14 protein-coding genes are annotated in these 16,820 nt (G+C 69.6%); 9 read left to right on the forward strand and 5 right to left on the reverse strand.

Features of this window, described 5'->3' with window-relative positions; all coding sequences use genetic code 11:
- The first annotated feature begins 4 nt into the window (after positions 1–4).
- The 5 genes from ACFFJD_RS00160 to ACFFJD_RS00180 are packed head-to-tail and all read left to right on the forward strand — an operon-like array spanning position 5 to position 6,146.
- Positions 5–2,020: an acetyl/propionyl/methylcrotonyl-CoA carboxylase subunit alpha gene (locus ACFFJD_RS00160; RefSeq protein WP_382359095.1), complete on the forward strand. Its 2,016-nt coding sequence runs from the start codon at positions 5–7 to the stop codon at positions 2,018–2,020.
- Positions 2,021–3,178, forward strand: a complete 1,158-nt coding sequence (locus ACFFJD_RS00165; RefSeq protein ID WP_382359098.1) for an acyl-CoA dehydrogenase family protein — start codon at positions 2,021–2,023, stop codon at positions 3,176–3,178.
- Between the two features lie 16 nt (positions 3,179–3,194).
- Positions 3,195–3,998 carry an enoyl-CoA hydratase family protein gene (locus ACFFJD_RS00170; protein ID WP_382359101.1) on the forward strand — a complete coding sequence of 268 codons (804 nt, stop codon included), beginning with the start codon at positions 3,195–3,197 and terminating at the stop codon, positions 3,996–3,998.
- On the forward strand, positions 3,995–4,600 hold the full coding sequence (locus ACFFJD_RS00175; protein ID WP_382359104.1) for a TetR/AcrR family transcriptional regulator: 606 nt from the start codon (positions 3,995–3,997) through the stop codon (positions 4,598–4,600). The genes ACFFJD_RS00170 and ACFFJD_RS00175 overlap by 4 nt, the downstream gene beginning before the upstream one ends.
- Positions 4,593–6,146 (forward strand): acyl-CoA carboxylase subunit beta, encoded by a 1,554-nt coding sequence (locus ACFFJD_RS00180; RefSeq protein ID WP_382359107.1) that lies wholly within the window; start codon positions 4,593–4,595, stop codon positions 6,144–6,146. Before ACFFJD_RS00175 ends, ACFFJD_RS00180 begins: the two co-directional genes overlap by 8 nt.
- Before the next feature lie 13 nt (positions 6,147–6,159).
- Here ACFFJD_RS00180 and ACFFJD_RS00185 read toward each other — a convergent pair whose 3' ends face one another.
- Entirely contained in the window at positions 6,160–6,507 is a 348-nt protein-coding gene (locus ACFFJD_RS00185; protein WP_345314193.1) for a cupin domain-containing protein, read from the reverse strand.
- A gap of 90 nt (positions 6,508–6,597) precedes the next feature.
- On the opposite strand from ACFFJD_RS00185, the gene ACFFJD_RS00190 reads away from it, so the two are divergent.
- The gene (locus ACFFJD_RS00190) at positions 6,598–7,482 is read left to right on the forward strand and encodes an exodeoxyribonuclease III (protein ID WP_382359110.1); all 885 of its coding nucleotides are present in this window, start codon (positions 6,598–6,600) and stop codon (positions 7,480–7,482) included.
- Positions 7,483–7,595: 113 nt separating this feature from the next.
- On the opposite strand, the gene ACFFJD_RS00195 is transcribed toward ACFFJD_RS00190, so the two are convergent.
- The 4 genes from ACFFJD_RS00195 to ACFFJD_RS00210 form a co-directional block, all read right to left on the reverse strand.
- Entirely contained in the window at positions 7,596–8,711 is a 1,116-nt protein-coding gene (locus ACFFJD_RS00195) for an NDMA-dependent alcohol dehydrogenase (protein ID WP_382359113.1), read from the reverse strand.
- 68 nt (positions 8,712–8,779) lie between these two features.
- Positions 8,780–10,276 carry an aldehyde dehydrogenase family protein gene (locus ACFFJD_RS00200; protein WP_382359116.1) on the reverse strand — a complete coding sequence of 499 codons (1,497 nt, stop codon included), beginning with the start codon at positions 10,274–10,276 and terminating at the stop codon, positions 8,780–8,782.
- Positions 10,277–10,431: 155 nt separating this feature from the next.
- Complete coding sequence (locus ACFFJD_RS00205; protein ID WP_382359119.1) at positions 10,432–12,036, reverse strand: sigma-54-dependent Fis family transcriptional regulator; 1,605 nt, start codon at positions 12,034–12,036, stop codon at positions 10,432–10,434.
- Positions 12,037–12,108: 72 nt separating this feature from the next.
- Entirely contained in the window at positions 12,109–13,320 is a 1,212-nt protein-coding gene (locus ACFFJD_RS00210; protein WP_382359122.1) for an MFS transporter, read from the reverse strand.
- A 407-nt stretch (positions 13,321–13,727) separates the two neighbouring features.
- Between ACFFJD_RS00210 and rpsL the strand changes: the two genes are divergently transcribed.
- The 3 genes from rpsL (at position 13,728) to fusA (ending at position 16,784) form a co-directional block, all read left to right on the forward strand.
- Positions 13,728–14,099: a 30S ribosomal protein S12 gene (gene rpsL / locus ACFFJD_RS00215; protein WP_382359125.1), complete on the forward strand. Its 372-nt coding sequence runs from the start codon at positions 13,728–13,730 to the stop codon at positions 14,097–14,099.
- 3 nt (positions 14,100–14,102) lie between these two features.
- Positions 14,103–14,573 (forward strand): 30S ribosomal protein S7, encoded by a 471-nt coding sequence (rpsG, locus tag ACFFJD_RS00220; RefSeq protein WP_246992057.1) that lies wholly within the window; start codon positions 14,103–14,105, stop codon positions 14,571–14,573.
- A gap of 105 nt (positions 14,574–14,678) precedes the next feature.
- Positions 14,679–16,784 (forward strand): elongation factor G, encoded by a 2,106-nt coding sequence (gene fusA / locus ACFFJD_RS00225; protein WP_382359129.1) that lies wholly within the window; start codon positions 14,679–14,681, stop codon positions 16,782–16,784.
- Positions 16,785–16,820 lie beyond the last annotated feature (36 nt).

Here is a 16,820-nt window from a genome sequence, read left to right on the forward strand (position 1 = left end):
ACTCATGAGCAACCAAATCACTTCCGTCCTGGTGGCCAACCGCGGCGAGATCGCCTGCCGCGTCTTCGCGACCTGCCGCGAGATGGGCATCGGCACGGTGGCCGTCTTCTCCGACCCCGACGCCGACGCGCCCCACGTGCGGGCCGCCGATGCGGCGGTGCGCCTGCCCGGCGCCACCTCCGCCGAGACGTACCTGCGCGGCGACCTGGTGATCGCCGCGGCGCAGCGCGCCGGTGCGGACGCCATCCATCCGGGCTACGGCTTCCTGTCGGAGAACGCCGAGTTTGCGCAGGCGGTGATCGATGCCGGTCTGATCTGGATCGGCCCGCCGCCGGCCGCCATCACCGCGATGGGCTCCAAGGTCAACGCCAAGGAGGCCATGAAGGCCGCCGGGGTGCCGGTGCTGTCGGATCTGGATCCGGCCGCGGTGACCGAGGCCGACCTGCCGCTGCTCATCAAGGCCTCCGCCGGCGGCGGCGGCCGCGGTATGCGCATCGTGCGCGCACTCGACGAACTCGAGGACGCCGTCGCGGCGGCCCGCCGGGAAGCCGAGTCGGCCTTCGGCGACCCCACCGTCTTCTGCGAGCCGTACATCGAGCGCGGTCACCACATCGAGGTGCAGGTGATGGCCGATACGCACGGCGGCGTCTGGGCGGTGGGCGAGCGCGAATGCTCCATTCAGCGTCGCCACCAGAAGGTGATCGAGGAGGCCCCGGCCCCGCTGGTCGAGCGGATCGGCGCCGAGATGCGGACCGCGCTGTACGACGCGGCGCGCACCGCGGCATCGTCGATCGGCTACACCGGCGCGGGCACCGTGGAGTTCCTCGCCGCCGGCGACGGCCGCTTCTTCTTCCTGGAGACCAACACCCGGCTCCAGGTGGAGCATCCGGTCACCGAGATGACCACCGGCGTGGACCTGGTGGCGTGGCAGTTGCGGGTGGCGCAAGGGGAGCCGCTGGACGGTCCCGAACCCACCGCCACCGGCCACTCGATCGAGGTCCGCCTGTACGCCGAGGACCCGGCGCAGGACTGGCAGCCGCAGTCGGGCACGGTGCACACCATCGACATTCCCTCCGATGTGCAGTTCGGGCTGCTGAGCGGCCCGGGTCTGCGGGTGGATTCCGGCGTGGCCGACGGCAGCGAGATCTCCACTTATTACGACCCCATGCTCGCCAAGGTGATCTCGTGGGCGCCGACCCGGACGCGCGCCGCGGCCATGCTGGCCCGCGCCCTGGCCGACGCCGAGATCCACGGTGTGGTGACCAACCGGGACCTGCTGGTGAACATCCTCCGCGAGGAGCAGTACCTCACCGGGCACACCGACACCGCCTACCTGGACACCGTGGGACTGGCGACGCTGTCGGCTCCGCTGGCCGACGAGAAGAGCGTGCGGGTGGCCGCGGCCGCGGCGGCGTTGGCCCAGTCGGCGGCCAATCGTGCGGCCGCGACGGTGCTGACCGGGCTGCCGTCGGGTTGGCGCAACATGGCCTCCGGCTACCAGCGCAAGACCTACGTGTCGACCCACGCGGGTGAGACCGCCGAGACCGTGGTCGACTACCGCATCACCCGCGGCGCGGTGGAACTGCCCGACCTCGACGGCGTCGAAGCGCTCTCCTGGACGCCCACCGAGGCGGTGCTGCTGGTGGACGGCGTGGCCCGCCGCTACCGCGTGGCGGTGGTCGGTGAGCAGGTCTTCGTCGACTGGCCCGGTGCCGGTGTCGCGTTCACGCGCGCACCCCGGTTCATCGACCCGTCGTCGGTGGCCCGCCCCGGATCGTTGCTGGCGCCGATGCCCGGCGCGGTGATCCGCGTCGCGGTCGCCGAGGGCGATCGCGTCACCCAGGGCCAGCCGCTGCTGTGGCTGGAGGCGATGAAGATGGAGCACACCATCAGCGCCCCGAGCGACGGCGTGGTGGCCGTGCTCGCCGTGACCGAAGGCCAGCAGCTGTCCGTCGGGGACGTCCTCGCCGTGATCGCCGACGAGGCCGAAGAATCCACTTCCGAAGAGATTGAGGCGTAAATGAACTTCATCGAACCCGCTGAGCACACCGAACTGCGCGCGGCCGTGGCCGCGCTGGGCGCCAAGTACGGCCCGCAGTACTTCCAGGACTGCGCCCGCCAGGGCCGCAAGACCGACGAGCTGTGGAAGGAAGCCGGTGAGCTGGGCTTCATCGGCGTCAACCTGCCCGAGGAGTACGGCGGCGGCGGTGCCGGCATGGCCGAGCTCGCGATCGTCATGGAAGAGCTGGCCGCTTCGGGTACCGGGCTGCTGATGCTGGTGGTCTCCCCGGCCATCTGCGGCAACATCATCGCCCGTTTCGGCACCGACGAGCAGAAGCAGCGGTGGCTGCCGGGCCTGGCCGACGGCACGTTCACGATGGCCTTCGGCATCACCGAGCCGGACGCGGGCTCCAACTCGCACATGATCACCACCACCGCCCGCCGGGACGGCGACGAGTGGCTGCTGTCGGGCCAGAAGGTCTTCATCTCCGGCGTCGACCAGGCCGACGCGGTGCTGATCGTGGGCCGCACCGAGGACGCCAAGACCGGCAAGCTCAAGCCGGCGCTGTTCGTGGTGCCCACCGATGCCCCCGGCCTCGAAGCCAAGGTCATCGAGATGGAGCTGGTCAACCCGGAGAAGCAGTTCGCACTGTTCCTCGACGACGTGCGCCTGCCCGCCGACGCCCTGGTGGGCGACGAGGACGCCGGGCTGTCGCAGCTGTTCGCCGGCCTGAACCCCGAGCGCATCATGGCCTCGGCCTCCGCGGTGGGCATGGCGCGGTACGCCCTGGACAAGGCCGTCGCCTACGTCAACGATCGCACCGTCTGGAAGGCGCCGATCGCCACGCACCAGGCGATCTCGCACCCGCTGGCCAAGATCAAGATCGACACCGAGATGGCCAAGCTGATGATGCAGAAGGCCGCCTCGCTCTACGACTCGGGCGACGACTGGGGCGCCGCGGAAGCGGCGAACATGGCCAAGCTGGCTGCCGCCGACGCGGCGGTGGCCGCCGTCGATCAGGCGGTGCACTCGATGGGCGGCAACGGCCTCACCGTGGAGTACGGGGTGGCGCCGATGATCGCGCTGTCCCGGATCGCCAAGATCGCTCCGGTGAGCCGGGAGATGATCCTCAACTTCGTCGCGCAGGCCAGCCTCGGTCTGCCGAAGTCGTACTGAGAGTGACGGATTCGCGATGACCGACACCCCCGAGACCCTGGTTCGCACGGCCACCGACGCGGCCGTCACCACCATCACGCTCGATTCGCCGCACAACCGCAACGCACTCAGCGCCACGCTGGTCCGGCAGCTGCGGGAGGCCCTCGAGACGGCGGGCGCCGATCCCGCCGTGCGCGCGGTGGTGGTGACCCACACCGGTGGAACCTTCTGCGCCGGAGCGGATCTGGGCGAGGCGGTGGGGCGCGGCCTCACCCCGGTAGAGGCGACCGCCGAGGTGGGCAGCTCCATGTCCGCGCTGATGCGGTCGTTCCTGGAACTGCCCAAACCGGTGATCGCCATGATCGACGGCCATGTGCGGGCCGGGGGTTTCGGGCTGGTGGGGGCGGCCGACATCGCCGTCGCCGGACCCCGTTCGAGCTTCGCGCTGACCGAGTCGCGGCTGGGGCTGGCCCCGTCGATGATCTCGGTGGTGCTGCTGGCCAAGATGACCGCGCGCTCGGCGGGTCGCTACTTCCTCACCGGTGAGACCTTCGACGCCCCGACCGCGGTGGCCAGCGGATTCCTCACCGCCGCAGCCGATTCCGCCGAGGACCTGCAGGCGCAGGTGGCGGCGATCTGCGAGAGCGTGCGCAAGGCCTCGCCGCAGGGGCTGGCGGCGTCGAAGGCGCTGACCACCGCCGACCTGCTCGACGGTTTCGACGAAGCGGTCGCCGCGCGGGCCGCCGAGTCGATGGCGCTGTTCGGTTCCGACGAGGCACGCGAGGGCATGACGGCGTTCCTGTCCAAGCGCAAGCCCTCCTGGGACGCGAGCTCCTCGTGACCGTCGCGGCCCGGGAACCCCGGCAGGAACGTTCGCGTCAGACCCGCGAGCGGTTGCTGTCGGTGACCGTCGACATGCTGGCCGCCAAGGGGTGGTCGGCCACGACGGTCACCGCGGTCGCCGAAGCGGCCGGGGTGTCTCGGGGCGCGGCCCAGCATCATTTTCCCGCGCGGGAGGACCTCATCACCGCGGTGCTCGAGTCGATGTTCGAGGTGATGACCGCCGAGGCGGCCCAGACTCTGGAAAACCTGCCCGAGGGGCCCGAACGGATCGACGCCGTGGTGGAGCGGGCGGTCTCTATCTACACCGGTCTGCAGTTCAAGGCGGCCCTGCAGGTGTGGGCGGCGGCGGCCTCCGACGAGAACCTGCGCGAACTGATTCTGCCGCTGGAAGCCAAGCTGGCCCGGGCGGCGCACAAGCTCACCGTGGCCGGCCTGGATCCCACCGGCGCGCACGGGGCCACCGCCCACCGACTGGCCCAGATCACCTTGGACCTGGCGCGTGGTTTCGGCCTGGCCGACACCCTCTCCGACGACTCGGCGCGGCGCGCGCAGGTGACCGCGGCGTGGGTGCAGCAGATGAAGGCGGCGCTGGATGTCTGACACTCCCGCCGACCTCCTCGGCATCCGCGCGGACCTGCTCCAAGTGCTGGCACGCGGGGCCCTGACCGAGGACACGGCGCGGCCCGACGCCGTCGCCAAGCTGCATGCGCGGGGCGGCCGCACCGCCCGCGAGCACATCGCCGCCGTCGTCGACCCCGGATCGTTCGTCGAGTACGGCCGGTTCGTGACCGGCGCCCAGGAGGACCGGCGGTCCGTCGACGAACTGCTGGACCGGACCGTGGCCGACGGCATCGTTGGCGGCCTGGCGACGATCGACGGCCGCAGTTGCGCCGTGCTGTCGTACGACTACCTGGTGATGGCCGGAACTCAGGGCATGCGCGGGCACGTCAAGACCGATCGTCTCCTCGACGTCATCGAACGGCTGCGCCTGCCGACCTTGTTCTTCGCGGCGGGCGGCGGCGGCCGACCCGGCGACACCGACATCCCGTTGGCCTCGGCCCTGGACACCCCCACCTTCGCGGCGTGGGCGCGGCTGTCCGGCAAGGTGCCGCGCATCGCCGTGGTCGACGACAACTGTTTCGCCGGTAACGCGGTGATCGCCGGCTGTGCCGACCTGATCGTCGCCTCCGACCGCAGTTCCCTCGGCATGGGCGGCCCCGCGATGATCGCCGGCGGTGGGCTCGGTGACGTCGCGGCCGCCGACGTGGGCCCCCTGGAGGTGATGGCCGCGAACGGTGTGGTCGACGTGGCCGTCGAGCAGGCCGACGTGGAGGAGGCCGCCCGCGACCTGCTGGGCTATTTCCTGGGCGCGACGCCCACCTGGTCGGCGCCGGATCAGACGGTGCTGCGCACCCTGGTCCCGGATACCGAGAACGTGGCCTACGACCCGATGCCCATCATCGAGACCCTGTGCGATGCGGAGTCGGTGACCGTCCTGCGGAGCGAGTTCGCCCCGGAGCTGGTCACGGCGCTGGGGCGCATCGAGGGCCGGACCGTCGGCGTGCTGGGCAACGACACCCAGTACGTGGCCGGGGCCATCACCGCCGACGCGGGCGACAAGGCCAGCCGCTTCCTGCAGCTGTGCCAGGCCAACGGTTTTCCGGTGCTCTCGCTGGTGGACACCCCGGGCATGATGGTGGGTCCGGCGGCCGAGGCCACCGCGATGGTGCGGCACTGTTCGCGGTTGCTCATCGCCGGTGCCGCGCTGACCGTGCCGCTGGTCGGCGTGATCCTGCGGCGCGGCTACGGTCTCGGCGCGCAGGCGATGCTCGGCGGCAGCACCCGCGAACCGCTGCTGACGCTGGCCTGGCCGGGTGCACACCTGGGCCCGATGGGGCTGGAGGGTGCGGTCCGACTGTCCATGCGCGCCGAGCTCGCGGCCATCGCCGACGACGCCGAACGCGAGCGCACCGTCGTCGAACTGACCGCGCACCTGCGCGAACACGCCTCGGCGCTCAACGTCGCACGGTACGGGGAGATCGACGACGTGATCGATCCGGCGCAGACCCGCGGGCTGATCGCCCGACTGCTCGAGGCGGCGGCCCCGCCGCCCCCGAGTGCCGGCGGGGCCGTCGACGTCTGGTGATCGGCGACGGCCGTCAGTCGGCCGGGCCGAGGTGCGGCTCCGCGGTGGGGCCGGGGTGCGGCGGCGGTTCCTTGAGCTCGACGAAGAGCACGTGGGTGGCGGTGTCGCCGATGTTCTCCCCGGCATGCTCCTGCGCGGGCAGCCACCCGACGAACCCCGCGTCCATCTGCACCTCGCGGGCCGCGTCGCCGCTGATCAGTCGTCGGCGGAAGCTGCTCAGCGTGTACATGACGCTGTCGGGATGCCGGTGGGGCGTCGTGCGATGACCGGGTCGGTCGGTGTACTCGAGCACCCGAACCCGATCGTTCTCGAAGACGACCTTGTAGACATCCCCATTGCTGACCGCCGGATCACTGGTCATCTTTCGACGATACGCCCCGTCTGACCTGCGAACAACGGTCTGCGACCGCCGGATTCGGTGGCCGCGCCGCCGCGCGGCTACCGTGGGCGCATGCGAGTGGTGACGTGGAATGTGAACTCGGTGAAGCCGCGGATTCCGCGGCTGCTGCCGTGGCTGGACGAGCGCGAGCCCGACGTGGTGTGCCTGCAGGAGACCAAGGCCACCGACGAGGCCTTCGCCGCCGAACTGGGCGAGGAGCTGGCCGCGCGCGGCTACGAGTTCGCACACTTCGGTCAGGGGCAGTGGAACGGGGTCGCGATCCTCAGCAAGGTGGGGCTCGACGACGTCCGGATCGCCTTCCCCGAGGCGCCCGGCTTCCCGGACCCGACCGCCGCGCCGGAGGGCCGGGCGATCTCCGCGGTGTGCGGCGGCCTCCGGATCTGGTCGGTGTACGTGCCCAACGGGCGGGAAGTGGATTCGGACCACTACCGCTACAAGCTGAACTGGCTGAGCAAGCTGCGGGCCGCGGTCGACGGCGAGGCGGAGCAGACCATGGTGTGCGGCGACTTCAACATCATCCCCGCCGACCGGGACGTCTTCGACCCGACCGCCCTGGTCGGGCACACCCACGTCACCGACGCCGAGCGGGCCGAACTGGCCGGCCTGCTCGACCTGGGCATGGTCGACGTGCAGCGTGCGCACTGGCCGCAGGCGCAGATCTACTCGTACTGGGACTACCGCGCAGGCATGTTCCACAAGGACCTGGGCATGCGGATCGACCTGGTGGTGGCCGGGGCGCCCGTCGCCGAGCGGGTGCAGGCGGCGTGGGTGGACCGCAAGGCGCGCAAGGGCACCAAGCCCAGCGACCATGCGCCGGTCGTCGTGGACCTCGACACCGCGCCCGACGGCAACGTCGGCCCGATGGTGCCGCCGCCGTCGCGCCCGGCCAAGCCGGCCCCCGGCTCGGTCCGCCTGCCGCACTCGATCGCCGACTGACCCGCCCGCGCGGCGACCTTTCCCGATTGACGACTCCGCTCCCGCGCACCTTCAGAAGGCGCGCGGGAGCGGAATCGTCAATCGGGAACCGCGTCAGAGCGGTCGCGGCTCGATCAGGAGGCGTGGTTGATGACGCCTCGGATGTTCTTGCCGTCGCGCAGGTCCTGGTAGCCCTCGTTGACCTGCTCCAGCGAGTAACGCTGGGTCACCAGCTCGTCGAGCTTGAGCTCGCCGGCGTCGTACAGGCGCAGCAGCTTGACGATGTCGTACTGCGGGTTCATCGACCCGAACAGCGTGCCCATGATCGTCTTCTGATTCAGCGTCAGGTCGGTGCCGGAGACCTGCACGGTGAGCTCGGCCGGGTCGGCCAGGCCGGTGATCACCACGCGCCCGCCCTTGCCGATGATGGCGGTGGCGTTGCTGACCACCTCCTTGTCGACGGTGCCGACCAGGATGAGCGCCGCGTCGGCGCCCTGACCCCAGGTGAGCTCGTTGACCTTCTCCGCGGCCTCTTCGGCGGTGGCGAAGGCATGGGTGGCGCCCATCTTCAGCGCGGTCTCGCGCTTGAGCTCGACCGGATCGACCACGACGACGTACTTGCAGCCCGCGGTCACGGCGCCCTGCACGGCGTTGATGCCGAGGCCGCCGATGCCGTAGATCACGGCGGTGTCACCGGCGCGCAGGTTGCCTGCGTTGACGGCGGTGCCCCAACCGGACGGGACGCCGCAACCCACCAGGACCGCGGTCTCCAGCGGCAGCCACTCGTCCACCTTGACCACCGAATGCTGGGAGATGGTGGCCCGCTCGGCGAAGGTGCCGAGCATGCACATCGCGCCGAAGTCCTGGCCGTCCGGACCGTGGAAGCGGAACGTGCCGTCGGGCATGGAGCCTTCGAGGATGGTGGCGCCCATGTCGCACAGGTTCTGACGCCCGGTGGAGCAGTAGCGGCAGGTGCCGCAGTTCGGGATGAAGCTGCAGACGACGTGGTCGCCGGGCTTCACCTTGGTCACGCCCGGGCCGACTTCCTCGATGATGCCGGAGCCTTCGTGGCCGCCGACGATCGGGTAGCGCGGCGGCAGGTCGCCGTCGGTCAGGTGCAGGTCCGAGTGGCACAGGCCGGCGGCGGTGTACTTGATCAGCACCTCGCCGGGGCCGGGCGGATCGAGCTCGAGCTCCATGATCTGGAACGGTTCGCCCGGGCCCAGCAGGACAGCGGCTTTGGTCTTCACGGTGATCTCCTTGAGGGGTGTACTTGTTGAGGGTGTTTCGCTGAGGGGTGTCGCGGAAGCGCGAGGGGTCAGAGCGCGATGTTGACGGACTTGACCTGGGTGTAGGCGTCGATGGCGGAGTCGCCGAGTTCACGGCCCCAGCCGGACTGCTTGAAACCGCCGAAGGGCAGCGCGGTGTCGAAGCCGTTGTACTGGTTGACCCACACCGAGCCGGCCTGCACGGCGGCCGCGGTGCGGTGGGCCTTGGACAGATCCTTGGTCCAGATCCCGGCGGCCAGGCCGTAGATGGAGTTGTTGGCGGCGCGGGCCACGTCCTCCTCGTCGTCGAACGGCAGGGCGGCCACCACCGGGCCGAAGATCTCCTCTTCGACGATCGAGTAGTGGGGCTCCACGTCCACGAAGACGGTCGGCTCGATGAAGTAGCCACGATCGCCCCAGCGGTTGCCGCCGGTCAGTGCGCGCGCACCGGAGGCCAGGCCCTGCTGGATGTAGCCGTTGACCCGGTCGAACTGCTCCTGCGAGACCAGCGGACCCAGTTCGGTGGTCGGATCCAGACCCGGGCCGATCTTGGCGGCGGCGGCCGCGTCGGCCACGGCCTGCGTGAAGTCGTCGAAGATCTCCCGCTGCACGAACATCCGGGTGCCGGCCACGCAGCACTGGCCGTGGTTGAACATCCAGGCGGCGACCGAACCGGCGACGGCGGCCTCCAGATCGGCGTCGGCGTAGACGATGTTCGGGCTCTTGCCGCCGAGCTCGAGGGTGACCTTCTTCAGGTTGCCGGTGGCGGCCTGCACGATCTTCTTGCCGACCTCGGTGGAACCGGTGAACGCCACCTTGTCCACGTCCATGTGGGCCGACAGCGCGGCACCGGCGTCGCCGAAACCGGTGACGATGTTGACCACGCCGGGCGGGAATCCTGCCTCCTCGAAGACCTCACCGAGCAGCAGCGCGCTGAGCGGGGTCTGCTCGGCAGGCTTGAGCACCACCGTGTTGCCTGCGGCCAGCGCGGGCGCCAGCTTCCAGGTGGCCATCAGGATGGGGAAGTTCCACGGAATGATCTGGCCGCACACGCCCAGCGACTCGCGGCGGGTGTAGGCGTGGAATTGGCCGTCCGGTGCGAACGGCATGGACGGGGTGATCGACGACCCCTTGATCTTGGTGGCCAGGCCGGCGTTGTAGCGCCAGACGTCGGCCGACCAGCCCACGTCCACGGCGGTGGCGATGGCCACCGACTTGCCGTTGTCGAGGGCCTCGAGCTGGCCGAAGATCTCCGCGCGCTCGGACAGGATGTCGCCGACCTTCCAGATCAGGCGTTCGCGCTCATTGGGCTTCATCCGCGACCACGGGCCCTCGTAGGCGGCACGGGCGGCGGCGACGGCGCGGTCGATGTCTTCCGCGGTGCCCTTGGCGACTCGGGTGATCACCTCGCCGGTCGCCGGGTCGACGGTCTCGAACTTCTCGCCCGACGCGGCGTCCACCCAGGCGCCGCCGATCAGCAGCTGTCGATCACGGGAGACGAAGTCGGCTACTTCCGGCAAGAGCGCGGGGGTCAGGATGGCGGTCATCGGATCCTCCTTCAGGCCTGTCGGAGCAGGCCAGCGAAAACTGGCGTGTGAGGCGCAACACTGTGGGGCGCGTCTCATCTTTCCCAGGTTTTCGGTCGTCGGCCTGTTCGGAAACTGGACAGGTCAGGTGAACACCGGTGAACAACTCGCCGGCGTCAGCGCCCTATGCCGAGTGCGCGCAGTCGGGAGTACAGGGTGGTGCGGCTGATGCCGAGCGCCTTGGCGGCGTGGCTCTTGTTGCCGTCGGCCGACTCCAAGGCGGCGACGATCGCGGCGCGTTCGGCCTGCTCCAGGCCCAGCAGCTTGGAGGCGCGCGAGGTGCTGCGATAGGCGCTGGGCAGATCGTTGACCGCCACCGTGCGCGAGCCGCGGCCGCGGGCCGACTCGGCCGCATCGCCGAGCACCATCGCCAACTCGTGCAGATTGCCCGGCCACTCGTGACACAGCAGGGCGTCGGCGGCGTCGGCCCCCAGCTCCAGGCGCGGCTCGGTCCGCAGGAAGTCCTGGCAGAGCGCGGCCAGTTCGGTGCTGCGCTGGCGCAGCGGCGGGAGGGTGGTGCGCCGCCGACACCGCGCCACCAACGCGGCGGCGCCGGGGCCGAGCGTGTCGGGCGGGCCGGTCACCACGACGATGGGCGGCTCGCCGCCGGTGCGCGCGGCGACCGCGGACTGCAGCAGGGCCAGGGAGCGCTCGTCCAGCAGGTCGGCGCCGTCGATCACCACGCCCTGACCGCGGCTGCGCGACTCGCGGAGCACCGCCGCGAGGTCGACGGGGGTGCCGTCGATCAGGGCGGCGGGTACGTCGACGGTCACCGACGACTCCCGGCCGGTCACCGCGAGTGCGCGGGTGGTGCGACCGGTGCCGGGTTCGCCGCAGACGGCCCAGGTCGGCGCCACCGCGGGCGGCGGGCTCACCGACGTGGGCGGCAGGGCCTCCAGTCGGGGGCGCAGCCGGAACACGGCCGCGTGCCGCACCGAGCGCACCCGGATCGCCTCCACGTCGACGGTGACCCCGGAGACCAGGGTGATCATCGGCGGGACGTCGTTCTGTTCCACCAGCAGTCGCAGCGTGCCGAAGTCGCCGGGCGCCAGCAGTTGCGCGGCCAGCGCATTGGACAGCTGGAGGTCGTCGCCGATGGCGGCCACCGCGGTGTCGCGCCGTTCGGCGGCCTGCTCGTAGGCGGCGATCACCAGGCGGTGGTCCGACGACGAGCGCGACAGCAGGCGCTCGGCGATGTCGTCGACGACGCCGCGGACCAGCGGTACCGACAGCGGGTTCAGCCGGGCGGCCACCTGCGTCATGCACAGCACGCCCGCGACGCGGCGGGTGGACGGGTGGATGATCGGCTGGCCGAAACAGCTCAACGAACGGAACTGCTCCAGGTAGTGCTCCTCGGCGTTGATGATCACGTCGCCGCGCACCTCGGCGGTGGTGCCCAGGGCGGTGGTGCCCATCGACGCCTCGGAGAAGGAGGCCCCGGCCACCGCGCCGACCTCGGCCAGCGTGCGCTCGAGGGTGGCGTCGGCGCTCACCCGAGCCACCAGTCGACTGCGGTGATCCACCAGCAGCAGCGCCGTCGGCGTGCCGTGCAGGGTCTGGGCCGCGCGGGCCAGGATGGGCCGGGCGGCGTCCAGGAGCGGATCGGCCGAGGCGATGTCGCCCACCACGGGCTCGGGTCGATCGTCGGGGGTCAACCCCCATTCACGTGCTCGTTGCCACGAGGCGGCGATGACCGTGCGCTGGGTCGGGGAAGTGCTCACCCTTCCACTGTGACACGAGTCACCGGGCAGGTGGTGCGCCCACAGCGAACAATCGTCGCGGATCGACGGCCGTCAGGGTGCGGGGGACAGGGAGTCCTCGAGGAAACGGGGGCGGCACACCACGAAGCCGCCGGCGAGCATCACCGCGGTGGCGACGGCCAGCATGCTCAGGGGCAGGCCCCAGCCGCCGCTGGCATCGCGCAGGACGCCGAACAGGATGGGTCCGGCGCACGCGATCAGGTAGCCCAGGCCCTGGCCGAAACCGGACAGCGACGATGAGCCCGCGGCGGTCCGCGTCCGCACGTTGATCAGCGTCAGCGACATCGGGAACGAACTCACGCCGAGCCCGGCGAGCAGGACCCAGGCCATGGTGCCGGACAGCGGCGCCCAGTACAGGCCGGCCAGGCCGCCGAGCATGCATGCGCCGAAGACGACGATGAAGCCGAAGGGATTGGCGAAGCGCAGGCACAGCCACGGCGCCACGAAGGTCGCCAGGAAGCCGACCCCGGCGAACACGGCGACGGCCGCTCCGCCGAGCGAGTCGTCGCCTCCGGCGTCGGCCAGCACCGCCGGAATCCAGGTCAGCAGCGAGTAGGTCATCAGCGAGGTCATGCCGAACATGAACACCAGGCCCCAGGCGATGGGGGACCGCCACACGGGCAGGCGGTCGACGGCGGTCTGGTCCGGCTCCTCGGCGATGGCCGCACGTCGTCGTCGAGCCACCTCGATCCACGGCAGCAGGGCCAGCAGCGGAATCAGCGCCCACGCGGCGAGCGCCCAACGCCAGCCAGCGGCATCGGCGGCAGGCACCGCCAGCGCGGCCGGCACCGAGGTGCCCAACTGCACGCACAGGATGTACGCGGTGCTGCTGGCGGCGATGCGGTGCGGGAAGTAGCGCTTCACCAGCGGGGGGATCAGCACGTTGCCCAGGCCCATGCCGAACAGCGCCACCGCAGACAGGGCGATCAACGACCAGGTGTCGGTGGCCACGCCGCGCAGCCCGGTGCCGACGGCGGTCACGATCACCGCGCCCACCGTGGCGGCCTCCAGGCCGAACCGGCGCCCGAGCCCGGAACCGACCAGGCCCGCGATGCCGAACATGAGGGTGGGCAGCATGCCGATCACGCCGACGGCGGCATTGCCGAACTCGAGGTCGGTGGAGATCCGTCCGAGCAGCGGCGTCAGGGAGGTCACCGCCGCGCGCAACGACAGGGCGAACACCAGGATCGCGGTGAGGACGAGGGCTTGGCCGCCACGCCCGGTGCCGCCCGCGGCCAGCCGCATCAGAGCGTCACGAGCGGAGAGGGGGAGTCACGGTGCACGCGTGCCATCGTCTCAGCCGACGCCGGCCCGCGCGAGGCGGGGCCGTGCGATTTAACCCACGCTGATCATTTTGACCTGTCGAAACTCGGGCGGTACAGTTGAACGTCGGTGTCCAGCACGCTGGATGCCGCCCGCCTGAAATCGGACAGGCTTCGATCGTCAGGCGGGGGTCGTGAATGAGGTCGTACCAGTACGACACGCCCGACTACGGGTACAGAATAACTCATTGACCAGGGCGGGAGTCCTGGTGGGGCGAGTTGCGGAAGTTGCTCACAGCGCCTTTCGGTGCGGTGGGCGGCCTGCCCGGAGCACTAACCGTGACGAAGAAACTGGCCGGCGCCCGCCGGTCGCGAGGAGAAAAGAACTCAGTGCCAACTATTAACCAGCTGGTCCGCAAGGGCCGCAACGACAAGGCTTCGATCAAGAAGACCGCAGCTCTGAAGGGCAGCCCTCAGCGCCGCGGCGTGTGCACTCGCGTGTACACCACCACCCCGAAGAAGCCGAACTCCGCCCTCCGGAAGGTCGCCCGTGTGCGTCTGACCAGTGGCGTCGAGGTCACCGCTTACATCCCGGGTGAAGGCCACAACCTCCAGGAGCACTCGATGGTGCTCGTCCGCGGTGGTCGTGTGAAGGACCTCCCCGGTGTTCGCTACCGCATCGTCCGCGGCTCGCTCGACACCCAGGGTGTCAAGGACCGCAAGCAGGCTCGCAGCCGTTACGGCGCCAAGAAGGGGAACTGATCCATGCCTCGTAAAGGACCCGCACCCAAGCGCCCGCTGATCCAGGACCCGGTCTACGGCTCCACCCTGGTCACTCAGCTGGTGAACAAGATTCTGCTGGACGGCAAGAAGTCGACCGCCGAGCGCATCGTGTACCAGGCGCTCGAGCAGACCCGCGACAAGACCGGCACCGATCCGGTCATCACCCTCAAGCGCGCGCTCGACAACGTCAAGCCGACCCTCGAGGTCAAGAGCCGTCGCGTCGGTGGCGCCACCTACCAGGTGCCCATCGAGGTCAAGCCGGGCCGCGCCAACACGCTGGCTCTGCGTTGGCTGGTGACCTTCAGCCGTCAGCGTCGCGAAAAGACCATGGTCGAGCGCCTGGCCAACGAGCTGCTGGACGCGTCGAACGGTCTGGGCGCCGCTGTGAAGCGTCGCGAGGACACCCACAAGATGGCTGAAGCCAACCGGGCGTTCGCGCACTACCGCTGGTGACAACCCTGCGCAAGGCTGATCCAGCGATTAGCCTTGCGCAGTGGCCACCGCCGCGGCCCGCGTACTCCGCAGACCTTTTTCCGCTGACTCCCCGAAGGGAATCCCATGGCACAGGAAGTGCTGAACGACCTCACCAAGGTCCGCAACATCGGCATCATGGCTCACATCGATGCCGGTAAGACCACGACGACCGAGCGCATCCTCTACTACACCGGTGTGAACTACAAGATCGGTGAGACCCACGACGGTGCCTCGACCACCGACTGGATGGAGCAGGAGAAGGAGCGGGGTATCACCATTACCTCCGCGGCCGTCACCTGTTTCTGGGATGACAACCAGATCAACGTCATCGACACCCCGGGCCACGTCGACTTCACCGTCGAGGTCGAGCGCGCGCTCCGCGTGCTCGACGGCGCCGTTGCCGTCTTCGACGGCAAGGAGGGCGTCGAGCCCCAGTCCGAGCAGGTCTGGCGCCAGGCCACCAAGTACGACGTCCCCCGCATCTGCTTCGTCAACAAGATGGACAAGATGGGCGCGGACTTCTACTACACCGTGCAGACCATCATCGACCGTCTCGGCGCCACCCCGCTGGTGCTGCAGCTGCCGATCGGCGCCGAGGATGCCTTCGACGGCGTCGTCGACCTGATCGAGATGAAGGCCCTGCTGTGGCCGGGCACCGTCGCCATCGGCACCGAGGCCACCGTCGCCGAGATCCCCGCGGATCTGCAGGAGCGCGCCGAGGAGTACCGCGAGAAGCTTCTGGAGCGCGTCGCGGAGTCCGACGAAGCCCTCATGGAGAAGTACTTCGCCGGCGAAGAGCTCACGATCGATGAGATCAAGGGCGCCATCCGGAAGCTGACCATCAGCTCCGAGGTCTACCCGGTGCTGTGCGGCACGGCGTTCAAGAACAAGGGCATCCAGCCCATGCTCGACGCCGTCGTCTCCTACCTGCCGAACCCGCTGGACATCGGCGAGATCGAGGGCCACGTTCCGGGCAAGGAGGACGAAGTCCTCACCCGGAAGCCGAGCAAGGACGATCCGTTCTCGGCGCTGGCGTTCAAGATCGCCGCTCACCCGTTCTTCGGCAAGCTCACCTTTGTGCGCGTGTACTCGGGCCGGGTCGATCCGGGCACCCAGGTGCTCAACGCGACCAAGGGCAAGAAGGAGCGCATCGGCAAGCTCTTCCAGATGCATGCCAACAAGGAGAACCCGGTCGACGACGCGGTGGCCGGCCACATCTACGCGATGATCGGCCTCAAGGACACCACCACCGGTGACACCCTGTGCGACATCGCCAACCCGATCGTCCTGGAGTCCATGACCTTCCCGGACCCGGTCATCAACGTCTCGATCGAGCCGAAGACCAAGTCGGACCAGGAGAAGCTGGGCACCGCGATCCAGAAGCTCGCCGAAGAGGATCCGACCTTCTCGGTGCAGCTCGACGAAGAGACCGGCCAGACCGTCATCGGCGGTATGGGCGAGCTCCACCTCGACATCCTGGTCGACCGCATGAAGCGCGAGTTCAAGGTCGAGGCGAACGTCGGTAAGCCGCAGGTGGCCTACCGCGAGACGATCCGCAAGACCGTCGAGAAGCACGAGTTCACCCACAAGAAGCAGACGGGTGGCTCGGGCCAGTTCGCGAAGGTCATCATCAAGCTTGAGCCGTTGGTCGACGCCGAAGACGGCGCGACCTACGAGTTCAGCAATGCCGTCACCGGCGGTCGTGTCCCGCGCGAGTACATCCCTTCGGTGGATGCCGGTGCGCAGGATGCGATGCAGTACGGCGTCCTGGCCGGCTACCCGCTGGTCAACCTGAAGGTCACTCTGCTCGACGGTCAGTACCACGACGTCGACTCGTCGGAAATGGCCTTCAAGATCGCCGGCTCGCAGGCTCTCAAGGAGGCTGCGCGCATGGCTAGCCCCGTCATTCTGGAACCGATCATGGCCGTCGAGGTCACGACTCCGGAGGACTACATGGGCGACGTCATCGGCGACCTGAACTCCCGCCGTGGTCAGATCCAGGCCATGGAGGAGCGTAGCGGTGCCCGCGTCGTGAAGGCTGCGGTTCCGCTGTCGGAGATGTTCGGTTACATCGGAGACCTGCGGTCGAAGACTCAGGGCCGAGCAAACTACTCCATGGTTTTCGACTCGTACGCCGAAGTTCCGGCGAACGTGGCGAAGGAGATCATCGCGAAGGCGACGGGCGAGTAATCACCCGCCCGCTTCCGCGGCCCGCGCTGCGGCGCA

It is taken from the genome of Gordonia phosphorivorans (genome assembly GCF_042432625.1).
GTDB lineage: Bacteria > Actinomycetota > Actinomycetes > Mycobacteriales > Mycobacteriaceae > Gordonia > Gordonia phosphorivorans.

Coding starts and splice junctions, on each gene's coding strand:
- ACFFJD_RS00160 (WP_382359095.1), top strand. CDS start 5: ATGAGCAACCAAATCACTTCCGTCCTGGTGGCCAACCGCGGCGAGATC.
- ACFFJD_RS00165 (WP_382359098.1), top strand. CDS start 2,021: ATGAACTTCATCGAACCCGCTGAGCACACCGAACTGCGCGCGGCCGTG.
- ACFFJD_RS00170 (WP_382359101.1), top strand. CDS start 3,195: ATGACCGACACCCCCGAGACCCTGGTTCGCACGGCCACCGACGCGGCC.
- ACFFJD_RS00180 (WP_382359107.1), top strand. CDS start 4,593: ATGTCTGACACTCCCGCCGACCTCCTCGGCATCCGCGCGGACCTGCTC.
- ACFFJD_RS00185 (WP_345314193.1), bottom strand. CDS start 6,507: ATGACCAGTGATCCGGCGGTCAGCAATGGGGATGTCTACAAGGTCGTC.
- ACFFJD_RS00190 (WP_382359110.1), top strand. CDS start 6,598: ATGCGAGTGGTGACGTGGAATGTGAACTCGGTGAAGCCGCGGATTCCG.
- ACFFJD_RS00200 (WP_382359116.1), bottom strand. CDS start 10,276: ATGACCGCCATCCTGACCCCCGCGCTCTTGCCGGAAGTAGCCGACTTC.
- ACFFJD_RS00210 (WP_382359122.1), bottom strand. CDS start 13,320: ATGCGGCTGGCCGCGGGCGGCACCGGGCGTGGCGGCCAAGCCCTCGTC.
- rpsG (WP_246992057.1), top strand. CDS start 14,103: ATGCCTCGTAAAGGACCCGCACCCAAGCGCCCGCTGATCCAGGACCCG.
- fusA (WP_382359129.1), top strand. CDS start 14,679: ATGGCACAGGAAGTGCTGAACGACCTCACCAAGGTCCGCAACATCGGC.